At 55.3% G+C, this 19485-nt stretch carries 18 protein-coding genes; 10 read left to right on the top strand and 8 right to left on the bottom strand.

Translation table 11 applies throughout. The annotated features are described in order from the left end of the window. The first annotated feature begins 14 nt into the window (after positions 1-14). Entirely contained in the window at positions 15-998 is a 984-nt protein-coding gene (gene senB / locus AC0B60_RS07895; RefSeq protein ID WP_465085213.1) for a selenoneine biosynthesis selenosugar synthase SenB, read from the top strand. Here the strand turns inward: senB and selD are convergent. From selD to AC0B60_RS07875, 4 genes are all read right to left on the bottom strand, one after another. Continuing rightward, positions 982-3258 carry a selenide, water dikinase SelD gene (gene selD / locus AC0B60_RS07890; RefSeq protein ID WP_465085212.1) on the bottom strand — a complete coding sequence of 759 codons (2277 nt, stop codon included), beginning with the start codon at positions 3256-3258 and terminating at the stop codon, positions 982-984. The genes senB and selD overlap by 17 nt on opposite strands. Further along, positions 3258-3998 (bottom strand): helix-hairpin-helix domain-containing protein, encoded by a 741-nt coding sequence (locus AC0B60_RS07885; protein ID WP_465085211.1) that lies wholly within the window; start codon positions 3996-3998, stop codon positions 3258-3260. Before AC0B60_RS07885 ends, selD begins: the two co-directional genes overlap by 1 nt. 47 nt (positions 3999-4045) lie before the next feature. Then, positions 4046-4444, bottom strand: a complete 399-nt coding sequence (locus AC0B60_RS07880; RefSeq protein WP_465085210.1) for a hypothetical protein — start codon at positions 4442-4444, stop codon at positions 4046-4048. A gap of 146 nt (positions 4445-4590) precedes the next feature. After that, the gene (locus tag AC0B60_RS07875) at positions 4591-6138 is read right to left on the bottom strand and encodes a GNAT family N-acetyltransferase (protein ID WP_465085209.1); all 1548 of its coding nucleotides are present in this window, start codon (positions 6136-6138) and stop codon (positions 4591-4593) included. A gap of 180 nt (positions 6139-6318) precedes the next feature. On the opposite strand from AC0B60_RS07875, the gene AC0B60_RS07870 reads away from it, so the two are divergent. After that, positions 6319-8205 carry a methyl-accepting chemotaxis protein gene (locus AC0B60_RS07870; RefSeq protein ID WP_465085208.1) on the top strand — a complete coding sequence of 629 codons (1887 nt, stop codon included), beginning with the start codon at positions 6319-6321 and terminating at the stop codon, positions 8203-8205. On the opposite strand, the gene AC0B60_RS07865 is transcribed toward AC0B60_RS07870, so the two are convergent. Further along, a complete protein-coding gene (locus AC0B60_RS07865) occupies positions 8188-9138 on the bottom strand; it encodes a hypothetical protein (protein WP_465085207.1) in 951 nt (316 codons plus the stop codon). The two genes, AC0B60_RS07870 and AC0B60_RS07865, sit on opposite strands and share 18 nt — an antisense overlap. A 176-nt stretch (positions 9139-9314) precedes the next feature. On the opposite strand from AC0B60_RS07865, the gene AC0B60_RS07860 reads away from it, so the two are divergent. Next, on the top strand, positions 9315-9866 hold the full coding sequence (locus tag AC0B60_RS07860) for a PaaI family thioesterase (RefSeq protein WP_465085206.1): 552 nt from the start codon (positions 9315-9317) through the stop codon (positions 9864-9866). A gap of 12 nt (positions 9867-9878) precedes the next feature. Here the strand turns inward: AC0B60_RS07860 and recQ are convergent, their stop codons facing one another. Continuing rightward, complete coding sequence (gene recQ, locus AC0B60_RS07855) at positions 9879-11735, bottom strand: DNA helicase RecQ (protein WP_465085205.1); 1857 nt, start codon at positions 11733-11735, stop codon at positions 9879-9881. A gap of 173 nt (positions 11736-11908) precedes the next feature. On the opposite strand from recQ, the gene AC0B60_RS07850 reads away from it, so the two are divergent. Both AC0B60_RS07850 and AC0B60_RS07845 read left to right on the top strand, forming a co-directional pair. Further along, a complete protein-coding gene (locus tag AC0B60_RS07850) occupies positions 11909-13120 on the top strand; it encodes a 1-acyl-sn-glycerol-3-phosphate acyltransferase (protein ID WP_465085204.1) in 1212 nt (403 codons plus the stop codon). Positions 13121-13135: 15 nt separating this feature from the next. Then, complete coding sequence (locus tag AC0B60_RS07845; protein WP_465085203.1) at positions 13136-13795, top strand: alpha/beta hydrolase; 660 nt, start codon at positions 13136-13138, stop codon at positions 13793-13795. A 45-nt stretch (positions 13796-13840) separates the two neighbouring features. On the opposite strand, the gene AC0B60_RS07840 is transcribed toward AC0B60_RS07845, so the two are convergent. Continuing rightward, positions 13841-15256, bottom strand: a complete 1416-nt coding sequence (locus tag AC0B60_RS07840; RefSeq protein ID WP_465085202.1) for a TrkH family potassium uptake protein — start codon at positions 15254-15256, stop codon at positions 13841-13843. A 251-nt stretch (positions 15257-15507) separates the two neighbouring features. Here AC0B60_RS07840 and AC0B60_RS07835 point away from each other — a divergent pair, with 251 nt between their 5' ends. From AC0B60_RS07835 to AC0B60_RS07815, 5 genes are all read left to right on the top strand, one after another. Continuing rightward, complete coding sequence (locus AC0B60_RS07835; protein WP_465085201.1) at positions 15508-16053, top strand: porin family protein; 546 nt, start codon at positions 15508-15510, stop codon at positions 16051-16053. Positions 16054-16167: 114 nt separating this feature from the next. After that, positions 16168-16749 carry an acyl carrier protein phosphodiesterase gene (locus AC0B60_RS07830; RefSeq protein WP_465085200.1) on the top strand — a complete coding sequence of 194 codons (582 nt, stop codon included), beginning with the start codon at positions 16168-16170 and terminating at the stop codon, positions 16747-16749. Next, positions 16743-17339 carry an ATP-dependent zinc protease family protein gene (locus AC0B60_RS07825; RefSeq protein ID WP_465085199.1) on the top strand — a complete coding sequence of 199 codons (597 nt, stop codon included), beginning with the start codon at positions 16743-16745 and terminating at the stop codon, positions 17337-17339. The genes AC0B60_RS07830 and AC0B60_RS07825 overlap by 7 nt, the downstream gene beginning before the upstream one ends. Positions 17340-17436: 97 nt before the next feature. Further along, positions 17437-17838 carry an antitoxin Xre-like helix-turn-helix domain-containing protein gene (locus AC0B60_RS07820; protein WP_465085198.1) on the top strand — a complete coding sequence of 134 codons (402 nt, stop codon included), beginning with the start codon at positions 17437-17439 and terminating at the stop codon, positions 17836-17838. Further along, positions 17835-18527 (top strand): RES family NAD+ phosphorylase, encoded by a 693-nt coding sequence (locus AC0B60_RS07815; protein WP_465085197.1) that lies wholly within the window; start codon positions 17835-17837, stop codon positions 18525-18527. Before AC0B60_RS07820 ends, AC0B60_RS07815 begins: the two co-directional genes overlap by 4 nt. Positions 18528-18535: 8 nt before the next feature. On the opposite strand, the gene AC0B60_RS07810 is transcribed toward AC0B60_RS07815, so the two are convergent. Next, positions 18536-19420, bottom strand: a complete 885-nt coding sequence (locus AC0B60_RS07810) for a LysR family transcriptional regulator (protein ID WP_465085196.1) — start codon at positions 19418-19420, stop codon at positions 18536-18538. Between the last annotated feature and the right edge of the window lie 65 nt (positions 19421-19485).

Below are 19485 nucleotides of genomic sequence, written 5' to 3'. Positions count from 1 at the left end.
GGACACCTGTACCAATGAAAATAGCATTAATTACGCCCGCGCCGCCCGGGTCTAAAGCCGGTAACCGGGCGACAGCGGAGCGTTGGAGTCGACTGCTCCGGCAAGCGGGGCATCAGGTGTCTTTGTTAACCGAGTACACGGATGAGCCCTGTGACCTGTTTATTGCACTCCACGCCTGGAGAAGCCACGAAGCCGTGACGAGTTTCCGGAACTTGCACCCGGAAATCCCATTGATTGTCGTGCTTACGGGAACCGATATCTACGAGCACCAGTACCGTTACCAGAGACAAACCCACAGTTCCATGGATATGGCGGATTGCCTGGTCGGGCTCCACCACCGGGTTGATCTGGACATTCCCGAGCGTTTTACCGACAAACTGGTCACTGTGCTCCAGTCAGCCGACAAACCTGCAAGCGAGCCCGACCTCCAAAAAAATAGGTTTGATATCTGCGTCATCGGGCACCTGCGCCAGGAGAAAGACCCCCTGAGGGCTGCATCGGCGGCAAGGCTATTGCCAGGCACCTCGGCTATTCGCGTAATCAATGCCGGAAGCGCCCATACTCTGGATTGGGAGCAACAAGCCCTTATCGAACAGGAAGCCAACCCCCGCTTCAAATGGTTGGGGGAATTGGACAAGCCCGCTATCCATCGATTGATGCATTCATCCTACGCCATGGTGATCAGTTCCTTGATGGAGGGCGGTGCCAATGTTGTTTCTGAAGCCTGCAGAGCCGGCCTGCCTGTAATTGCGTCGGATATTTCCGGAAACCTCGGCCTGCTGGGTGACGACTATCCCGGATATTTCCGTGTTGGCGACGAGGCCGATCTTGCCAGGGTGCTGCAACGAGCGGAACAATCATCCACGTTCCTCGGAGAACTGTGCAATCACGTCCAGGAATTGGCCTGCTTTTTCACGCCTGAAGCGGAACTGGCGGCCTTGCTGACCGCCATTGAGAAAGCGTTGACGGTGCGTACCCGGCTCAGTCCCGGAGCGTGATCGGCTCAATCGGGCCACTTCCGTCCTGAGCCAATACCCTCCCAATAATCGCTGTGTGAGGATAACCCATGGCCTTCAGCTCACTGACGCAAGCATCGGCCTGGTCAGCGGGAACACTGGCCAGCAGGCCACCAGCCGTCTGGGGGTCGAAGATCAACGGGTAGCGGGAATGTTTGACCCACTGCTCCTGGTCGCGGATGCCACGCCGCAGGCGGATATTGGCCGGCTGTAGTGAGCTGAGAATTCCGGCCGCTGCCGTTTCCTCGGCGCCCGGGAGTATCGGGATTGCGCCCAGATCCAGTTGTGCATCGACACCCGATGGTCTCGTCATTTCAACAAGGTGCCCCAGCAGACCAAAACCGGTCACATCCGTACAGGCTTTTGAGCCATAACGGCGCAGGCACTGTGCTGCGTCTTTGTTGGACTGGACCATGGAGGCGAGCGCCGAGTCAATCCAACGGCCTTTGGCAGCAAGCTTGGCATGGGCAGCGAACAGGGTGCCGGTACCGATGGGTTTAGTCAGGATCAGTACATCTCCGGCCCGCAGGCCGCCCTTGCTCATCACTTCCTCTGGATCAATCAGGCCGTTAACGGCAAACCCGAGGGCCAGTTCACGACCTTCGCCGGTATGTCCGCCGACCAGCGCGCAACCGGCTTCATTCAATACTTCCACAGCCCCGGACATCATCTGGTAAACCACGTCCTCCACCTTGGATTCGATACCGTAGGGCACCGTGGCAACGGCAGTCGCGCTCTGGGCTTCGGCACCCATGGCAAACACATCGCCAAGCGCATGATTGGCAGCCACTTTGCCAAACACATAGGGATCGTCGATGAAGGCTCGGAAGAAGTCGACCGTATGCACCACCGCCTTGCCTGGCGGAACCGTGAGTACTGCGGCGTCATCGGGCGCGTGCAGGCCGATCAGTATGTCGTCGCGTTCGATCGGGCGCAGCTCACCCAAAGCGCGAGACAAAACGGTACTGCCCACTTTGGCGCCACAGCCACCACAACGCATGGCCACCGCAGAGATGGCCTGGGAGGCCTCCTCAGCGTTTTGCGCGGCACCGGTGTCGGGCAGGGCGCCATTATCTTCCATGGCGGGGAGATCATTGAACTTCGCCATGAAACGTCTATCAATGCTGTCTTTCCAGCGCCAGACCCAAGAACCAGACACCGACAAATCCCCGCGAGAGGCCACTGCGAATTTGTCGCCGGTACTGATCAGCGCCAGCCACTTTTTCTGCGGCCGGAACGGCCTGGTCTGCTTTCCAAGGGCGTAGCGCCGGAGGTTATCCGCCAGTGGTCGGCCTTGGCGTACGGCGAACACACCGGCTTTTTCCCTGGGATAATTCACAACGTTGGCGATGTCTCCCGCCGCGAAGATGTCGTCGTCTGTCTCGGTCTGCAAGGTATCCGTTACCCGGATAAAGCCACCGTCGTCCAAGGCGAGGCCAGTATCCCGAAGCCACTCAGGGCCGCCGGCACGGGTGACCCAAAGCACTTCATCAACCGCCAGGGTGTCGCCGGATTCCGTGGTCAAACGATTGGCCTCCACTTCTGAGACCGCCGATCCCAGATGAACCTTCACGCCGCGGTTTGCGAGTGTTTCGGAAAATACCGCACGCACCTTGGCGTTGTGGGTGGGCAGGATCTGCTGCTCCGAATCGAACAGATGGAAATGCAACTGGTCGGGGTCGTGGCCGCGTTTCTCGAGTTCATTTCTTAGCCGGAACTGCATGGCCAGCGTGAGCTCAACGCCCCCGGCACCCGCACCGACCAGGGCAACGGTCATTGGGCTGTCGTGGTTTTCAAGCCGCGATAGCAGCGACAGCCAGCGATTATTGAATCCGTTGATAGGCTTTACGGGCACAGCATGTTCGGTAGCCCCGCTAACGTCACCCACCCGAGGAGCGGAGCCGATATTAACCGACAGAATGTCGTAGGGCACGTCCGGCCGGGAACGGCAGATCACCCGCTTTCGACCGCGGTCGATGCCTATAACTTCATCGCGATAGAAGCGTGCGCCCGCAAATTCGGCCAGTTTGCTGAGGTCGATATGGACGTCGTCGTAGGAATAGTGCCCAGCCACATAGCCGGGCAGCATGCCGGAGTAGGGTGTGTGGGTATCCCTGCAGATGAGGGTAAGGCGGACACCAGGCACAGGGTTCATAGCAAAGCGCTTAAGAACACCAACGTGGCTGTGTCCGCCGCCAATCAGGACAATGTCCCGTAAAACAGGCTGTTCGGATGGTTGCATCAAATAACTTTCTTGGCTTCGTCGCTGAAGGTGCTAAAGCCTTTCACGTTTGAAAATGCCTGAAGCTTTTCTTTGTCCGCGTCAGACGGATTGGCGATCTGATCAACCGAGGTGATACCGGATTCCTTCATTTTGCGGGCGGTGGCCGGTCCAATACCTTTAACCTGGGTCAGGTCGCTTTTGTCCTTCGGCTTCGGAGCTCGTTTCGCTGCAGACGGTTTTGCAGCCGGCTTCCGCGCGGCCGTGGCGGCTTTTTTGGGAGCGGCTTTAGTGGTTGCGGCCGGACTTTTGGCGGCTGTGCTCGCCTTGGGCTTGGCGGCTTTCTTCGCAGTCGCCGCTTTTGGCGTGGCGGTCTTCTTGGCGGCCGGTTTCTTAGCCGCTGTCTTACCTTTACTAGCGGGAGTCGCCTTCTTGGTGGCCGTGTCCGCAACCTTCTTCGCTTCTTCGCTGGCTTCCTTGCTGGCAACGCCAAGACGATCCAGTATGTTGTTTTGCAACTCGTGGAATTCACCCAAACGACGCTCAAATTCTTCGTTAAAACGTTTCATTTCACGATCACGAAGTTCATCCACTTCTTTTAACAGCTTGCGGACGGGTTCCTGAATCTGATTTTGCAGGCTGTCGAACTGCTTGAGAGCGTCGTTGATCAGCTTTTCAATCTGTGATGATGTTTTATCGAACTCTTTGTTCACTTTCTTGACGACTTTATCAACGCTTGGCTTTTTGGCTTTCTTCGCCATGAGGACTTTCTCCTTAAAGTGCGAGTTGATGCGGGGCTTGGGTGGGTTCAGGCCAGTTGCCGAATGCTGGAGGCAGGCCCAGAGGAACGTCTGGATTTCAGTGTCTGCTTCTTGATCACCACCTCCCGAATGCGCTTGAGTTTTTCGCTCAGGGCAGACGAGGAGTTGTCATTGAGTTCCACGAAATCAACGGAATAGAAGAAGTTGCTACAGTGTTTTCTGCGCTCTGTTACAAGGCCGGTGATGCCATCTGCCCGGATGTCGTCAAACGGCATTTCCATTACAAGATCCAGAATGACCGTATCACCGGGATTGAATATCTTGTCCGTCTTCATCACACATCCGAAGTGGTCCAGCTCGAACAGCGCGGCCTGTACACGCTCTCGACGGAAGAGACCACGCTTGATGTGAAAATGTGCGACAAGATCCGGTAGTGCTTCATTCATCTAAAAATCATCTCTTATGCACCCCCGAGGATGTCCGGATGACACCTCGAGGGCGTATTCCTGAAAGTATATGGTTAAACAATAGCCACACTCTGTTGGTTTGGCAACGTGTTCAGTGTCCTACGATAAAGCTCTCAGGCGGTTCATCAACTGCTTTTATCATTTTGGCCCGTCTGTAGGGTGTTCAACTCGTAAATGTCCGTGCGCCGGTCTTTCAGGTTGGTCACCGAGCCTTCATTTCGCACTAGCTTCAGCTTTTCCAGATCCATATCCGAAAACATGATCATTTCCGTGTTCGGCGTCGTTTCGGCCATCACCGCATCGTGGGGGAAGGCAAAGTCCGACGGCGAAAACACGGAAGACTGGGCGTACTGGACGTCCAGGTTCTCAACCTTGGGAAGGTTACCTACGCTACCGGTGATCACGACGTAACACTCATTCTCAATCGCACGGGCCTGGGCACAGTGCCGGACACGGAGGTAGCCGTTTTTGGTGTCTGTCCAGAAGGGCACCAGAATAATATCCACCTCTTCGGTGGCCGCCAGGCGCCCAAGCTCCGGGAATTCGATGTCATAACAGATCATGATGGCCACGCGGCCGGCGTCGGTGTCAAACACCTGGAATTTTTCGCCGCCTTCGATGACCCAGTCACGGCGTTCGTGGGGCGTGATATGGATCTTGCGCTGCTCGTCCACACGGCCGTCGCGGTGGCACAGGTAGGACACGTTGTAGACTCGGTCGTTTTCCAGCAATGGCATGGAACCGGTGATAATGTTGATGTTGTAGCTGACCGCCATTTCTGACATCTGGTTGCGGAACTGTTCGGTAAAGCCTGCCAGAAAGCGAATGGCCCGTGTCTGGTCGACCTGGTCCGTCAGGCCCATCAATGGCGCGTTGAAAAACTCTGGAAACAGTGCGAAATCGCTCTTGTAGTCGGAGAGTGCATCCACGAAGTACTCGACCTGCTCCAGCACTTCTTCCACAGAGGTAAACTCACGCATCTGCCACTGAACCGCGCCAAGGCGCACCTGGGTTTTCTTGACACTGAGCACCGGCGAGGGTGGGGTATAGAGGATGTTCCTCCATTCCAGCAGAGTGGCGTACCCGAGGGACTTTTCGTCTTCCGGCAGGTACTTGTGCATTAACCGGGTAACCTGAAAATCGTTGGACAACTGGAAGCTGAGGATCGGGTCGTAGATATCCTTGCGGTCTACGCGCTGGATGTACTCTTCCGGGGAATGCTGGTCGGAATACTTGTGATACCCGGGAATACGGCCGCCCGCCAGGATGGCGCGCAGGTTCATGGAGCGGCACAGTTCTTTGCGGGCTTCGTAAAGCCGCCGGCCCAGACGGTAACCGCGATAGTCCGGATGGATAAACACATCGAGGCCGTAAAGCGAGTCGCCTTTGGCGTTGTGCCAGATCTTTTCATTGCGCAGGATCAGGTCGTCGTAGGTATGGGGATTGCTAAATCGCTCATACTTGACGCACACCGTGAGGGCTATAGCCACCAGATCTCCGGATTCCTCAATGCAAATCTGGCCATCCGGAAACTGCTGCACCAAAGCTTCAATCGTGTCCTCTGGCCAGGCACCGCCAATATCGTCGTAGACTCTGTCCATCAATCGCTGGAGCTGTGGGTAGTCATCACTGGTCAGGTTACGAAGGTTGAGGTGCAGTTCTTCGTGGGCCATATACGGCAGCTCCCGTTGAGTGTGGAAATGACGGCAAGAGTGGTTGATTGCCAGAACTATTTTAACAGATAGCGCTAAAGACTTCGCAGCCAACGCCGAAAACCAGTCTATGAATAATAGGCAGACGATACGCTGTTTGCTTAAGCCCCCGAATAGAATGTCTCGAAAAGGACCCGGAAAATGAACCTGAGTTTCGGCCAGAAGTTGCTTGTCGCCTTTGGTATTTTGCTCTTACTTGTAATGGGGGCGTTTACGCTCAGCGGCAACCTCAGGTTACAGAACACCACGGATACCTATGTAGATGCGCTGATTGAAGACACCGTGGCTCAGAGTACGTCCAGTATCGCGGATTGGCTCAACACGCGCCTTGCCATGACCGAAGCAACGGCAAAAGCGCTGGAATCGGTGGAAACCGACGCCGAGGCCCGGGGTATCCTGGCTGCCGCGACATCCGGTGGCGGGTTCATTGATGTGTATGTTGGCCGTGACGATGGCTATATGCTGATGAAGGACGACGCTTCAGAAGCCACGCTTCCTGCGGATTTCGACCCACGCACACGCCCATGGTTCAAACAGGCGAAGCAAAAGGGCTCGGCATCGTTCACCGAACCCTATCTGGATGCCGGCACTGGAGGTACCATCATTTCCACACTGGCGCCGGTCAGGCGTGGGGCCTATCAGGGGGTTGTCGGTGGTGATATTGCACTGAAGACCATAGAGCAGACGCTCTCCACGATTACGCTGGCCAACACCGGTTATGCCGCTCTGATCAGTGACGATGGCACAGTGTTGTTTCACCCGAACAAGAAACTGGTTGGTAAGAAAATCAGTAGCCTTCTGGGAGAATCACCACGGCTCAGCGGTGAAGTCCATCAATATGACACTGGGGAAGCCAGTTGGAGTGCCGGTTTCCATCGGATCAAAGGCGCCCGTGGTGTTGAGTGGTATCTTGGAACCTTTATCAACGAGGACAAGATCAATGCTCCGGTTCACGCGGCCCGGGTGACAGGACTGATCATCGCTGTGATTGGCCTGCTGGTGTCACTGGTGATCCTGCATTTCGGAATCCGGTTCCTGATGTCTCCGGTTCGCAGGCTTAATGCCGCCATGGCCTCAATCGCCAGTGGCGACGCAGATCTCACCAAACGCCTGGATGATAGCGCCAACGACGAATTCGGCAAGCTCGCGGCGGAATTCAATAGTTTTGTGGAGAATATTCAGAATGTGGTCCGGGACGTTCAGCAAGGCACGGCAGAGCTTGGCGAGAACGTGTCATCCCTGCGGGATACGGCCAGCACCAGCCGAGACAGCGTTGAAAAGCAGCAGGCAGAGATTGATATGGTGGCCACTGCAATCAATGAGATGTCCGCCGCTGCCGGGGAAATTGCACAAAATGCCCAACAGACTGCGGATGCCTCCAATACCGCCGATGCAGACAGTCGCGCTTCCCTTGAAACCGTTGCCGCGTCTCGGGATGCAGTGCAGAAACTGTCGAAAGAGATCAACGCCGCTGCGGAAGTCATCGACAAACTCGGCAAAGATGTTACCGACATTACTTCGGTTCTCGAGGTTATTCAGGGTATTGCTGAACAGACCAACCTGCTGGCACTAAACGCGGCGATTGAAGCTGCCAGGGCCGGGGACGCAGGCCGCGGCTTTGCGGTAGTGGCGGACGAAGTGCGAAATCTGGCTCGCCGTACCCAGGACAGCACCGAAGAAATCAACAACATGATTGAACGCCTGCAAAGCGGTGCAAACCAGGCTGTGGACGTCATGAAGGCATCAACAGCGGTATCGAATGTGAGCATGGAGAAAGCTCAGGATGCAATGGAGTCGCTCAACCGTATTGCCGACGCGATAACGTCGATCAGCCAGATGACGTCCCAGATCGCAACGGCTTCTGAAGAGCAGACCTCGGTGACAGAAGAGTTGAACTCCTCCATCACCCGGATTGCCGACCAGGGCCAGGAAGCCGCCAAGGCTGCCAGTGAAAATGATGTCTACAGCGGCCAGATTGAGTCGGTTGGCCACACACTCAATCAAAACGTGTCACGATTCAGGGTTTGAGTAGGACGTTTTTTGGGGCGAGGATAATATCTGGATTCGCCGCCGGAGTTCGAGGAGGGTTCTGGTGCCAATAGCCCAGGACTCGTCGGTCAGGTAGGGGTTATCCAGGACAAGAACGTTCCTGCTATGCAGGTTCAGATCGTCGATGGCCTGGCCGTAGTATTGGTTGAGATATGCACCGAAGCTGCCATCGAAAACGGCCCTTTCCATACCTAATTGAAGCCGGTGAGCCGTTTCGTGGTCGTGGCGGTTGACGAAGAAGTAAGAGGGCATCGGATAAGCCAGTAGCAGGTCGGGTTCGATGACAAAGTCTTCGTTGTTTTCAAGCTCCAGATCGAATAAGACTTCGCTGACACCCCGAGCGAAGCATTCAAAACGGTGATTCTCCAACATGCGGAAAAGGATTTCATACCGCGAGTGAGTCACCACATTGACTCCGTTGACCTGCAGAATCGACGAGTCCGGCCAGTGTGCGCCCTGGCCGATGCGGATGCCGGCTTCCCGCAGATTGCCCAGGTTTCGGATACCCTCGAACCTGGGCAGCGATTCTTTAAGCACGACGCATACCCGAAGCCCCAAAAGGCCGCCATCAATAGGTATGGGAATGGCCCGCAGGCTTTCTTCCCTCTGGCTTGAAGTCGCGACATTTGCGAGATCGACCAGTTCTGATTGCTGGCGTTCGAGTTCGCGGACAACCCGCCCCTGGGCCATTTCCGGAGTGCGTGTGATTCGATAGGGGCCGTATTCCGGTGTCTTGTCGAAGGCGAGGGCGACCAGGGCGCGTATAGGGGGGCTATCGTAATTGCGGTACCACAGGCGATACTCCGATTCCTGCGTTTTGCCAGCTGGGTATTCTGAAGACACACTGGTGCCCGAGCCAGCCAGCATTAATGCCAGGGCCGTTAGCCAGCCAAGCGCACGCCTCACTTTCATTGAAGACTGACTCCCGCGTCCATTCGAAGTTCTTATTGTCGCCCGTTTTGATATCAAAGCAGTTTAGGTGAATTTCCGTGTCCTGGAAGGGTTTGCCGCAAAAAATCCCAAAAACAGTTGCGATACCTTTTAAACGGCTGCGATCATGGGTGTTAAATCACCAGAAGGTAAAAGGCATGGCGTTTATCGACAATCTGATTGGTGCAACCGGCCAATGGGTGTCTGCATCGGACCCAGGGGCACGAATCACCCAGCCTCTGGCATGGCTCCGTAAAACCAGCGGTTATGCGGCGGTTAACCGGATTATTGGTCTGTCGATTCCTTTTGCACCGCGAAACGGCTTCAGTGTTGAAGAGGTCCGCCCCGGATTCGTAAAGGCAAGAATACGCCTGAAAGGCAATAAGAACCACTTTGGCAGTCTGTACGCCGGTGCCTATTTCCTGGTAGCGGAAATCCCCGGTGGTGTTTTGACGCTGTTTGATCTGGGCCCGGCTTACACGCCGATTCTCAAGGAAATGACGCTTCAGTTCCTGCAGCCGGCGAACTCCGATGTGTTTGTGGAGTTTTCACTGGACGCCGCCACGGTGGAAGCCATCAAGGCCGAGGCCGATGCAACAGGTAGGGCTGCGTTTGAGTTGGAAGGTATCCTTTACGACGGTGAGGGCAATCACGTGGCCACCTCGATGGCCCACTATCGCGTTCGCAAGAAAGGCTTCCAGGCGCAATAAGCTCAGGTCGGGTCAAGCGCCGTCCAACTCCCGCAGTGCTGTGAGGAACGTTTCCCCGTACTTCTCCAGTTTTGCCGCACCCACGCCGTTAATCTCGGCCATTTCGGCAAGGCTGTTCGGTTTTTTGTCCAGGATTTCAAACAGCGTGGCATCGTGGAAAATCACGTAGGGCGGCACGCCTTTCTCATCCGCCAGCGCTTTGCGGCAGGCACGCAGCGCCTCCCAGCCGGGTTTGTCAGTGATCTGGTCCGCAATCCTGCGGCGGCCGGACCCTGATGACCCGCGGCCACCGGAGGCTTTGACCACTGGATCCTTGCGTAACAGGATGGGTACCTCGCCCTTAAGTAGCGGGCGGCATTCTTCTGTGAGTTGCAGCGCTCCGTAGCCTTCCGGATCCGCCCTCAGGTAACCGTTGGCCACCAGCTGACGGAACACGGACTTCCAGTCGTTCGCAGACAGCTCGGTACCAATGCCGTAGGTGGAAACCGTTTGATGGCCGGATTGCAGGATACGTTCGTTCTCAGAACCACGTAACACATCAATCAAGTACGTGACCCCGAAACGTTGGCCGGTTCTGAATACGCAGGAGAGAGCCTTCTGAACGGCAACCTTTCCGTCCCAGGTTTCCGGTGGGATCAGGCAGGTATCACAGTTCCCGCAGGGCTGTTCAAGGGTGTCGCCGAAATACCGCAACAATACCTGTCGTCGGCAGCTTGTCACTTCACACAGGCCCAGCATGGCGTCCAGTTTCTGGCGCTCAACCCGTTTGAAGTGATCATTGCCCATGGAGCCTTCGAGCATCTGTCGCAGTTTGATTACGTCCTGCAGGCCATAGACCATCCAGGCGGTCGAGGGCTTGCCGTCACGACCCGCTCGGCCGGTTTCCTGATAGTACGCTTCCAGGCTTTTGGGAAGGTCCAGGTGGGCGACAAACCGTACATCGGGTTTGTCGATGCCCATGCCAAACGCAATGGTGGCTACGATGATTATGCCGTCTTCGCGAAGGAAGCGTTCCTGGTGCCGCGCGCGATCACCGGCATTGAGCCCCGCATGATAGGGCAGAGCAGTGTAGCCCTTATCGCGAAGCAACTTTGCGGTGTTGTCTACTTTATTGCGGGACAGGCAGTAAACGATGCCGCAGTCGCCATCATGCTCTGCTTTAATAAAGTCTAGCAATTGTTTGTTTGCATTAATTTTTGGCGCAATTCTGTATTGAATGTTCGGGCGATCAAAACCACTGATAAAGTGTCGGGCTTCGGTCAGGGAAAGCCGTTCAGCGATCTCCTTGCGGGTGCGCTCGTCAGCGGTGGCGGTGAGGGCAATTCGGGGTATTCCCGGAAATTCATGGGCCAGCCGGCTCAGTTCAAGGTAATCCGAGCGGAAGTCATGCCCCCATTGGGAAACGCAATGCGCCTCGTCGATGGCAAACAGGGAAATCGAGGCGTGATGCAGCAAGTCCAGTGTGCGTGGCTGAATAAGCCGTTCCGGCGCGCAGTAGAGCAGGTCCAGCTCGCCGGTCATCAGGGCATTTTCCGTGTCGCGGGCCTGCTCGAAATCCATGGTGGAGTTGAGAAAGGCCGCTTTTACACCGAGTTCTTTAAGCGCCGCCACCTGGTCCTGCATCAGTGCAATCAGTGGTGATATGACGATGGCCGTTCCGGCCCGAACCAGGGCTGGCACCTGATAACAGAGGGATTTACCGCCGCCGGTGGGCATCAATACCAACGCATCGCCACCGTTAACGAGCTCGCGGATTATGTCGCCCTGCAGGGGCCGGAAGGTCTCGTAGCCGAAAACACGATGCAGGACTTCTTCAGGGTCTTGATCGGAAACACGGGGGCGCTCTGTGCTGAGTTGTGCAAAATCCATGACTTGGCCAGCGGTTTGGTTGAGGGTAGACGTCAACTAGGGTGTTAGCTAAAAAGTGCCATTCTGGCAGGCAAGCCATGATACCAGAAACCTGTCACGGAATCGGCGGAGACAAACAAACCTTATAAACGCTACAATGCGCCTTTTTTCTGCACCCAACAAACAGGAACTTCATGCAGGAATTTGACGCCATCCGACCTTACTCGGACGAGGAAACCGGAACCGCTATCAACAATCTGGTACGGGATCCGGAGTTTCTGGATATGATTGGCCGCTTCAAGTCACCCACACTGGCCAAATGGGCACCAGCGGTTCTCCGGGTATGGGTCAAGCGCTGGCTGGCCAGCCACTTCGGCGGGCTTACCCGTATCGAGGACCTCCAGGCCCGGCTGTCGGGTTACGTTGGCGAACTGGTCGACCAGACCACGACACGGGTGACCCACAGCGGTTTGGAAAACCTGGATAAACAGACTGCTTACCTGTTCATCTCGAACCATCGGGACATCGTGTTTGACCCGATGGTGGTCAACTATCTCCTGTTCGCGAACGGTTTCAACACCACCCGCATTGCCATTGGCGACAACCTTCTGGCCAATCGCGTGTTCGCCGAAATGATGCGGCTGAACAAGAGCTTTGTGGTTCGCCGCAGTATGACCAGCCCACGTGAAATGCGGGACGCCTACATCATGCTTTCGGCGTTTATAAATCACAGTATCGACAACAACGAAAGCATCTGGATTGCGCAACGTGAAGGGCGGGCCAAAAACGGACTGGACTTTACCGATCCTGCAATCATTAAAATGTTTTACATGAGCCAGAAGAAAAGCGGGCTGGATTTCGGCGAAGCCATGAACCGGTTGCACATTGTCCCTGTCTCCATTGCCTACGAGTATGACCCCTGCGATATGGACAAGGCCCGAGAGCTCGAAACCCGCGCTCGCACGGGTAAGTATATCAAGGCCGAAGGTGAAGATACTGACCAGATTATGCGCGGGCTTACGGGATTTAAAGGGCATGTACACGTGCATTTCGGAGCGCCCATCGCGAATGCCGAAAATACGCCAAAGGAGCTGGCTGCCCGGATCGATCGGGAGATGCATGCCAATTATCACTTGCACACATCCAACCTGGTCGCTTATCAGCAGCGGGGCATACACCCTGATTCACACGCCACCAGAGACTCTGTGAGTGATGCAGTGGTGACGGCTGAGGCCTGGTCAGCGGCGGAAATAGAAGCCGCCGAAGCGGAGATGGAGCGCCGACTTGATGCCTGCGACCCGGCGATTCGCCCCTACCTGCTGGATATGTACGCCAATCCTGTGGTGACAGCGCTTGAGGCCCACAATGGCAATGACTCAGCGGATACACCAACGGAACACTCCTGATACCCGAGGTATTTTGTGCAAGAACTTCAATATATCGAGTTAGAAACCAACCCCAGTCCTACTGCTGCCGTTATCTGGCTGCATGGCCTTGGTGCCAGCGGCCATGATTTCGAGCCGGTTGTGCCGGAATTGGGGCTGCCGGACGATGCTGCGGTTCGATTCATCTTCCCTCACGCCCCCAACCTGCCGGTCACCATCAATGGCGGAATGACAATGCCAGCTTGGTACGATATCAAGGCGATGGATATTGACCGGGTGGTGGATACCGACCAGCTGATGGCTTCGTCAGACGCCGTTGCAAAACTGGTGGACCGGGAAATTGAGCGTGGCGTGAAAAGCGAGAACATTGTGATTGCTGGCTTCTCCCAGGGGGGCGCCGTGGCCTACGAGCTTGGGTTGAGCTATCCGAAGCGTCTGGCGGGCATTATTGCCCTGTCAACCTACTTCGCCACGGCGAAGACCGTGAAGCGTTCAGAGGCGAATCGCGACATTCCCGTCAAGATCTATCATGGCACTTTCGATCCGATGGTACCTGAGGCCCTGGGCCGGCAGAGCTTGGAGAAACTGCAGGACATGGGGTTTGACCCCACGTATCAGACCTATCCGATGGAGCACAGCGTGTGCATGGAAGAGATCGTCGATATCGGCAAATTCCTTCGCGATAACGTACTGTAGCACGCCTGCCGTTCATCGGCGGAGCTGGCAGGGCACGTACTCTGCTTAGCTTCGCCAGAATGCGGGTGACAGCACAATCACCACGCTCAGTATTTCCAGACGCCCCATCAGCATACCCACCGATAGTATCCATTTGGCAAGCTCCGGGAGCGGTGCAAAGGTGCCTGCCGGCCCTATTGTGCCGCCCAGCGCCGGGCCAACGTTGGTCAGAACGGTGAGCGCCCCGGAAAGGCTGGTGATAAAGTCCAACTGCAGAGCTGCCAGCGCGACCGTTATGATCAGCAGGCACAACAGAAAGATAAAGGTGTAGGCGATCATGGAAGAGATAATTTCGTCGCTTACCGCGCGCCCATTGTAGTTACGGGTAAACACGGCCCTGGGGTGCAGCAGTCGCATTAGTTGTTCCCTCAGCACGATCAGCGACAGCTGGAAACGGAACACTTTCATGCCCCCGGCTGTTGAGCCAGAGCACCCGCCGATAAACATCAAGAAGAAAAACAGCACGAACGCAAGTGGCCCCCACGTGGAGTAATCTTCCGAGGCATAGCCGGTTGTCGTGACGACAGACGTAACATTGAACAGTGTCGACACGTACCCGTTAAAGAGGTCGAACTCCACCGGCGAAACATACCAGCGATAAAGAGTTAATAGCGCCGGTACTACCAGCAGGATGGTCACGAACAGCCGCACCTGCTGATCCCTGAAGAGCACCCCGTGCTGGCCATGCATCTCCCGGACAAAAAGAAAGAAGGGCATGCTGCCAATCATCATGAACAGGGTGGCTTCCAGCAGAATCAGGTTGGAGTCGAACTTGCCCATGGACATATCAGACGTAGAAAAGCCACCGGTCGCAATACTGGTCAGCCCATGATTAAACGCATCAAACAAGCTCATACCGGAGAGCCAATAGATCGTGACCGCAAGCACCGAAAACACCACGTAAACCAACAGCAGGCCACGACTGAGGGTCTTCATTCTCGGCAGGGCCTTGTCAGTCCATTCTGAGGACTCCGTAGCAAAAAGCCGCATGCCACCTACGCGAAGAAAGGGCAGTACGGCAACGAACATGCCGATGATCCCGATGCCACCAATCCACTGCAGAACCGAGCGCCAGAGCAACAGGTCCTGGTCCATGGTGTCCAGGCCTGTAAGTACCGTGGCACCGGTGGTGGTGATACCGGATGTGCCTTCGAAAAAGGCCTCGCCGAGGGTGAGCCCCAGATCACTGAGGTAGAACGGGAGCGAGGAGAGTAGGGCGATGAGAAACCAGCTGGAGACGGTCAGCACAAACATGTAACGCGGTTTCAGATCTCTTGCCTGGCGGTAGGTCGCGAGAATGCCCAGCAGACCCGTACCAAAACAGATAGCCGCAGACTCCGCAAACGCCATCGCATTCGGCGATTCAGAAGTTACGAGAAGAAGCACGGGTAACGTCATGAAAATACTAAGAAGTATAAACATGACACTCATGATAAAGATTACGGGGTTCAGGTTTCTCAAAGGACGCTCTAGCCGGCTGAACAGAGAGACGGCGTCAGAATACATGCGGCTTGGGGCTTTCGCAAGGTGGAACCCGTAGTGTGTCAGGGTCTTACAGGCACATTAAATCACTGTAAATTCCGAGTAAATGAGGATCCGAGCGCTGGTGTTTGTCGTCATCCTGATGCAACTTCGAATTGCGAGTTCGGTTTGAAATCGAAAGGAGAATTCAAATGAAAAAGCCGATTGCATTGATGCTTGGTCTTTCTGCAGCACCTCTGATGGCGGTCTCCCCAAGTGCCTTCGCTGATGTCTACAAGTCTGATGGTGGTAGCCTATACGCGGGCCTGAACTACAGCTTTATCAATATCGAAAACGGCAGTGACGACGTTGATGTTGGCACGCTGTCCGCAAAGGTTGGTGGCTTGGTGTCGCCCTTCTTTGGGCTCGAAGCCCGTGCTGGTTTTGGTGTGGACGACGATCGTATTGGCGGCGTCGATTACTCGCTGGACAATTTCTTCGGCGGCTACGCAACCTTGAATCTGGCGAACGAATCACCCGCAACTCCTTACGTTATTTTTGGTGTTACCCGGGTTGAAGTGGAAGCAGAGTCGTTTCTGGGTACCACCACAGAGGATGAGTCCGACTTTTCCTATGGCGCGGGTGTGAATGTTGAACTGGCACCGGAAGTGTCTGGTAACGTGGAATACATGCGTTACTATGACAAGGACGGCTCCACGGTTGACGGCCTTGGGCTGGGTGTAACCTTTAACTTCTGAAGCGTTAGAGAGAAACGCTCGGCAGAATAGCACTTTGGCGGCGGAGCCGTTCGCCGCCATTGTTTGTTGCTACCCTGTTTCGCGACAGCTTTCGTATGACTACCGGGAGCCAGCTTGAATCACCTTTCCCATCTTTTCCTAGCGCCGGATTCCCCCAAGGCTCGAGTGGGCAGCCTGCTGGGGGACTTCGCGAGAGGCATTGTGCCGGAAGAGCTGCCCCGGGAGGTCAGGGCAGGGCTGCAACATCACAGGGCGGTGGATGCGTTTACCGACCAGCATCCGCAAGTCATTGCCAGCAAGCGGTTGTTCTCCCCTCAGCGTCGACGTTTCTCGGGCGTGGCCCTCGATATCCTCTACGATCACTACCTGTTAAGAAACTGGCAACGCTTTAGTCATGTGGATTCCGATACCTTTATCGAGCAGGTCTATCGGGAACTCGATGAAAATGCGTCGTTAATGCCTGAAAAAATGCAGAGGGTGACCCAACAGATCGTGCTCCACGACTGGTTCCACTCATATCAGGATATTGAAAACATTGGGTATGCTCTGGACCGGGTCGCTGATCGCATACGTTTTCGGAATGCGTTCAGCGGAATCATCGAAGAAATCAAAACACACGACCAGGAACTCGAACGCAGGTTCCTGAGTTTTTTTCCTGAACTCAAACACTTCGCCACAAAGGATTTTGAATGTTGACGAACTCCACAAAATACGTTGTCGCAGTGCTTCTCGCTATCTTGACCCCCACCATCGCCATGGCTGAGAGCAGCAGTAGTGACAACGCTGTGCCAGAGCGGCTTGGCTTCGTGGAATGGCTTGTACTTGAGGGCACAGGCTTGCGCATGAAGGCCCGGCTGGACACCGGAGCCAAAACCTCTTCACTGCATGCTGTCAATGTTGAACCTTTTATGAAAGGTGACGAAGAGTGGGTCAGTTTTCAGTTGCCGCTGGATGATCACCAGGATAAAGACGACGCCGACGGCAAAAATCTGGAAGAGGTGATTCTGGAATTCAGCTTGCCCGTCGAGCGTACGGTTAAAATCAAGCGCAAGGGCGCCCCCTCGCAACGCCGCTTTGTGGTGATTATGGACTTTTGTATTGCGGGTACCAGTCACAAGACTGAGTTCTCGCTCACAGACCGCGGGAGGTTTTCCTATCCGGCGTTGTTGGGTCGACGGTTCATGCGCGACGACAACATCCTGATTGATTCGGCGGACGCCTTCATCGCGAAGCAGGACTGCGAGCACAAGAGCCTGGCCGACGTGGCTGAAGAACACGCTGGCTGAATTGTCCGGAAAGTCTTCGTATAGACATATGGTTTAATAATGTCTACAATGATACTACGTGTTCAATGGGCAAAGCCCGAGAATAGTGGTGTCCGTAATGAGTAATGCGCAGAAACTCGCAACCGTCGAAAAAAACAACGTCTCCGGCGTCGGCCTGAAGACTGTGTTCAATATTCTGGACCGTTGGGGCTGCACTCCGGAGCAGGTACAGAAAATCCTTCAGATCTCTCGCCCGGCGTATTACAAGTATCGTAAAGCGCCGGAGCAGGCGAGCCTGACCCATGACCAGATTGAGCGTCTCAGTTATCTGGTCAACATCCATGGCTGCCTGCGGATGATCTTCGAGAACCCTAAGAACGTTTACGGTTTCATGGCCCTGAAAAACGACAATCCGTACTTCAACGGCAAAAGCCCCCTTGAGATCATCAGTACGGGCCAGTTTTCTGCCTTGTATGAAACGTTCAGGCGTATCGATGTGTTGCGTGGGGGGCTCTGGTGAGCCAGGAATTGCCGTCAACGATCACACCTGAAAGCATCACCGGGTTTCGCCTGATCAACTCAAGATTTCCGCCCATCAGCCTGTTTGATGATGTGGCGGACGCAGGGGAGTTTGACGCGCTCTACGAACTTCAAGCACTCACCAATCCCCGTCTTCAAACCGAGTTGGGCAATCTCAACCTGATCCACAAAGCGGAGATCCCGTTCGGAATCCCTGGCTGTTCCTACGCCACCGGCCCGTTTACCCATGTGAACCCGGAAGGCAGCCGCTTCAGCGATGGCCAGTATGGCGTTCTGTATATGGGGGAGAGCATCGATACAGCCATCGCGGAAGTGGCCTATCACCAGTCACGCTACTGGCAGGGCGTTCACGGTTTGGGCTACGACCGGCTGGTGTTCCGCGGGCTTAAATGCAAGGTCGGGACGATGAACCTGCACGATGCCACAACCCTCTCTTTTGAGGATGCCATCTACGATCCTGACAGCTACGAGGCTTCACGAAATTTTGGTCGCAGGCTCTACAAGGCCGGCTCGGAAGGGCTTCGGTACCATTCTGTTCGAAAGCCCGGCGACGCCTGCTGGGGGTTGTTTACCCCCAGGCACGTCCGCAGTGTTATCCAGACGGCGCATTTCGAGTTTATCTGGAACGGTGAGGAAATCAGCTCGGTAAACAAGTTCACCAAGGCGTAAGAATACCGTTACGGTTTCCATTCACTGACAATCAGGTCGAACAGTGCCCGTAATTCTGAACGTTCATAGCTTCGCACGCCACATATCAGGTTGAGGTTGGTGGTCATCTCCGGATCATCAAAAATGCGCACCCCACCGCGGCTCTGTGATTGCTCTGCGAACTCCCGCTCGACAAGCCCAAATCCCATACCGGATTTGACCATAACCACCGTGGAATACTCGTCGTCGGAACTGGTGGCCGCTTCGGAGAGGCTTGCCTGAGGGCCAAGCAGGTCCTTCATGAAATCAAAAAATGGGCAGTCCCGATTGGGCCAGACCCAAGGCAGGCGCCGACGTGAGTCGAAGTCGGCCGGTAGGGTGTCGAATTCCGTATCCGCTGGGCCAACAACGGAAATACGCACTGGCGTGAGTGGCACGACCTTCAACCTCGGGTCCTCACAGTTGCCATAGACATACCCCAGATCCAGCTCTTCCGAAAGCACTTGCTCGACAATCAGGGTTGACGACCGGGTTTTCATTTCCAGGTTGAGGTGAGGGAGAGCGTCCGTCTTCCGGCGGAGCACCTCGTCTACGCGAAGGTATTCAGGCGGAGAGTTCAGTCCAAGGCGGAGTGTCGCGTGAGGCACCGAGCGCAAGGAAAGCGCAGTGTTACGTACATCTTCCACTGCGGTAAACACCTGACGAACGGGCATGAGCAATCGCTCGCCTGCCGTAGTCAGGGACATTCCCTGTTTACTCCGCTCGAACAGCAGAACCTCGAATTCTTCCTCAAGCTGGCGCAGGTGTTCGCTCACCGCTGATGGTGTTGAATGACGTCGAGCGGCTGCGCGAGTCAGATTGGCCTCTTCAGCTACCAGAAGAAAGGACTTGAGCCTGTCCAGCTTTATGTTCATATTTTCCGAACACCGGGTTCATATAATGTCGATGGACGACCTATTAAAGCGGGTCGAGAATGGTT

Source organism: Marinobacter sp. V34 (assembly GCF_055524115.1).
This window is presented reverse-complemented; position numbering and strand designations above follow the sequence as displayed.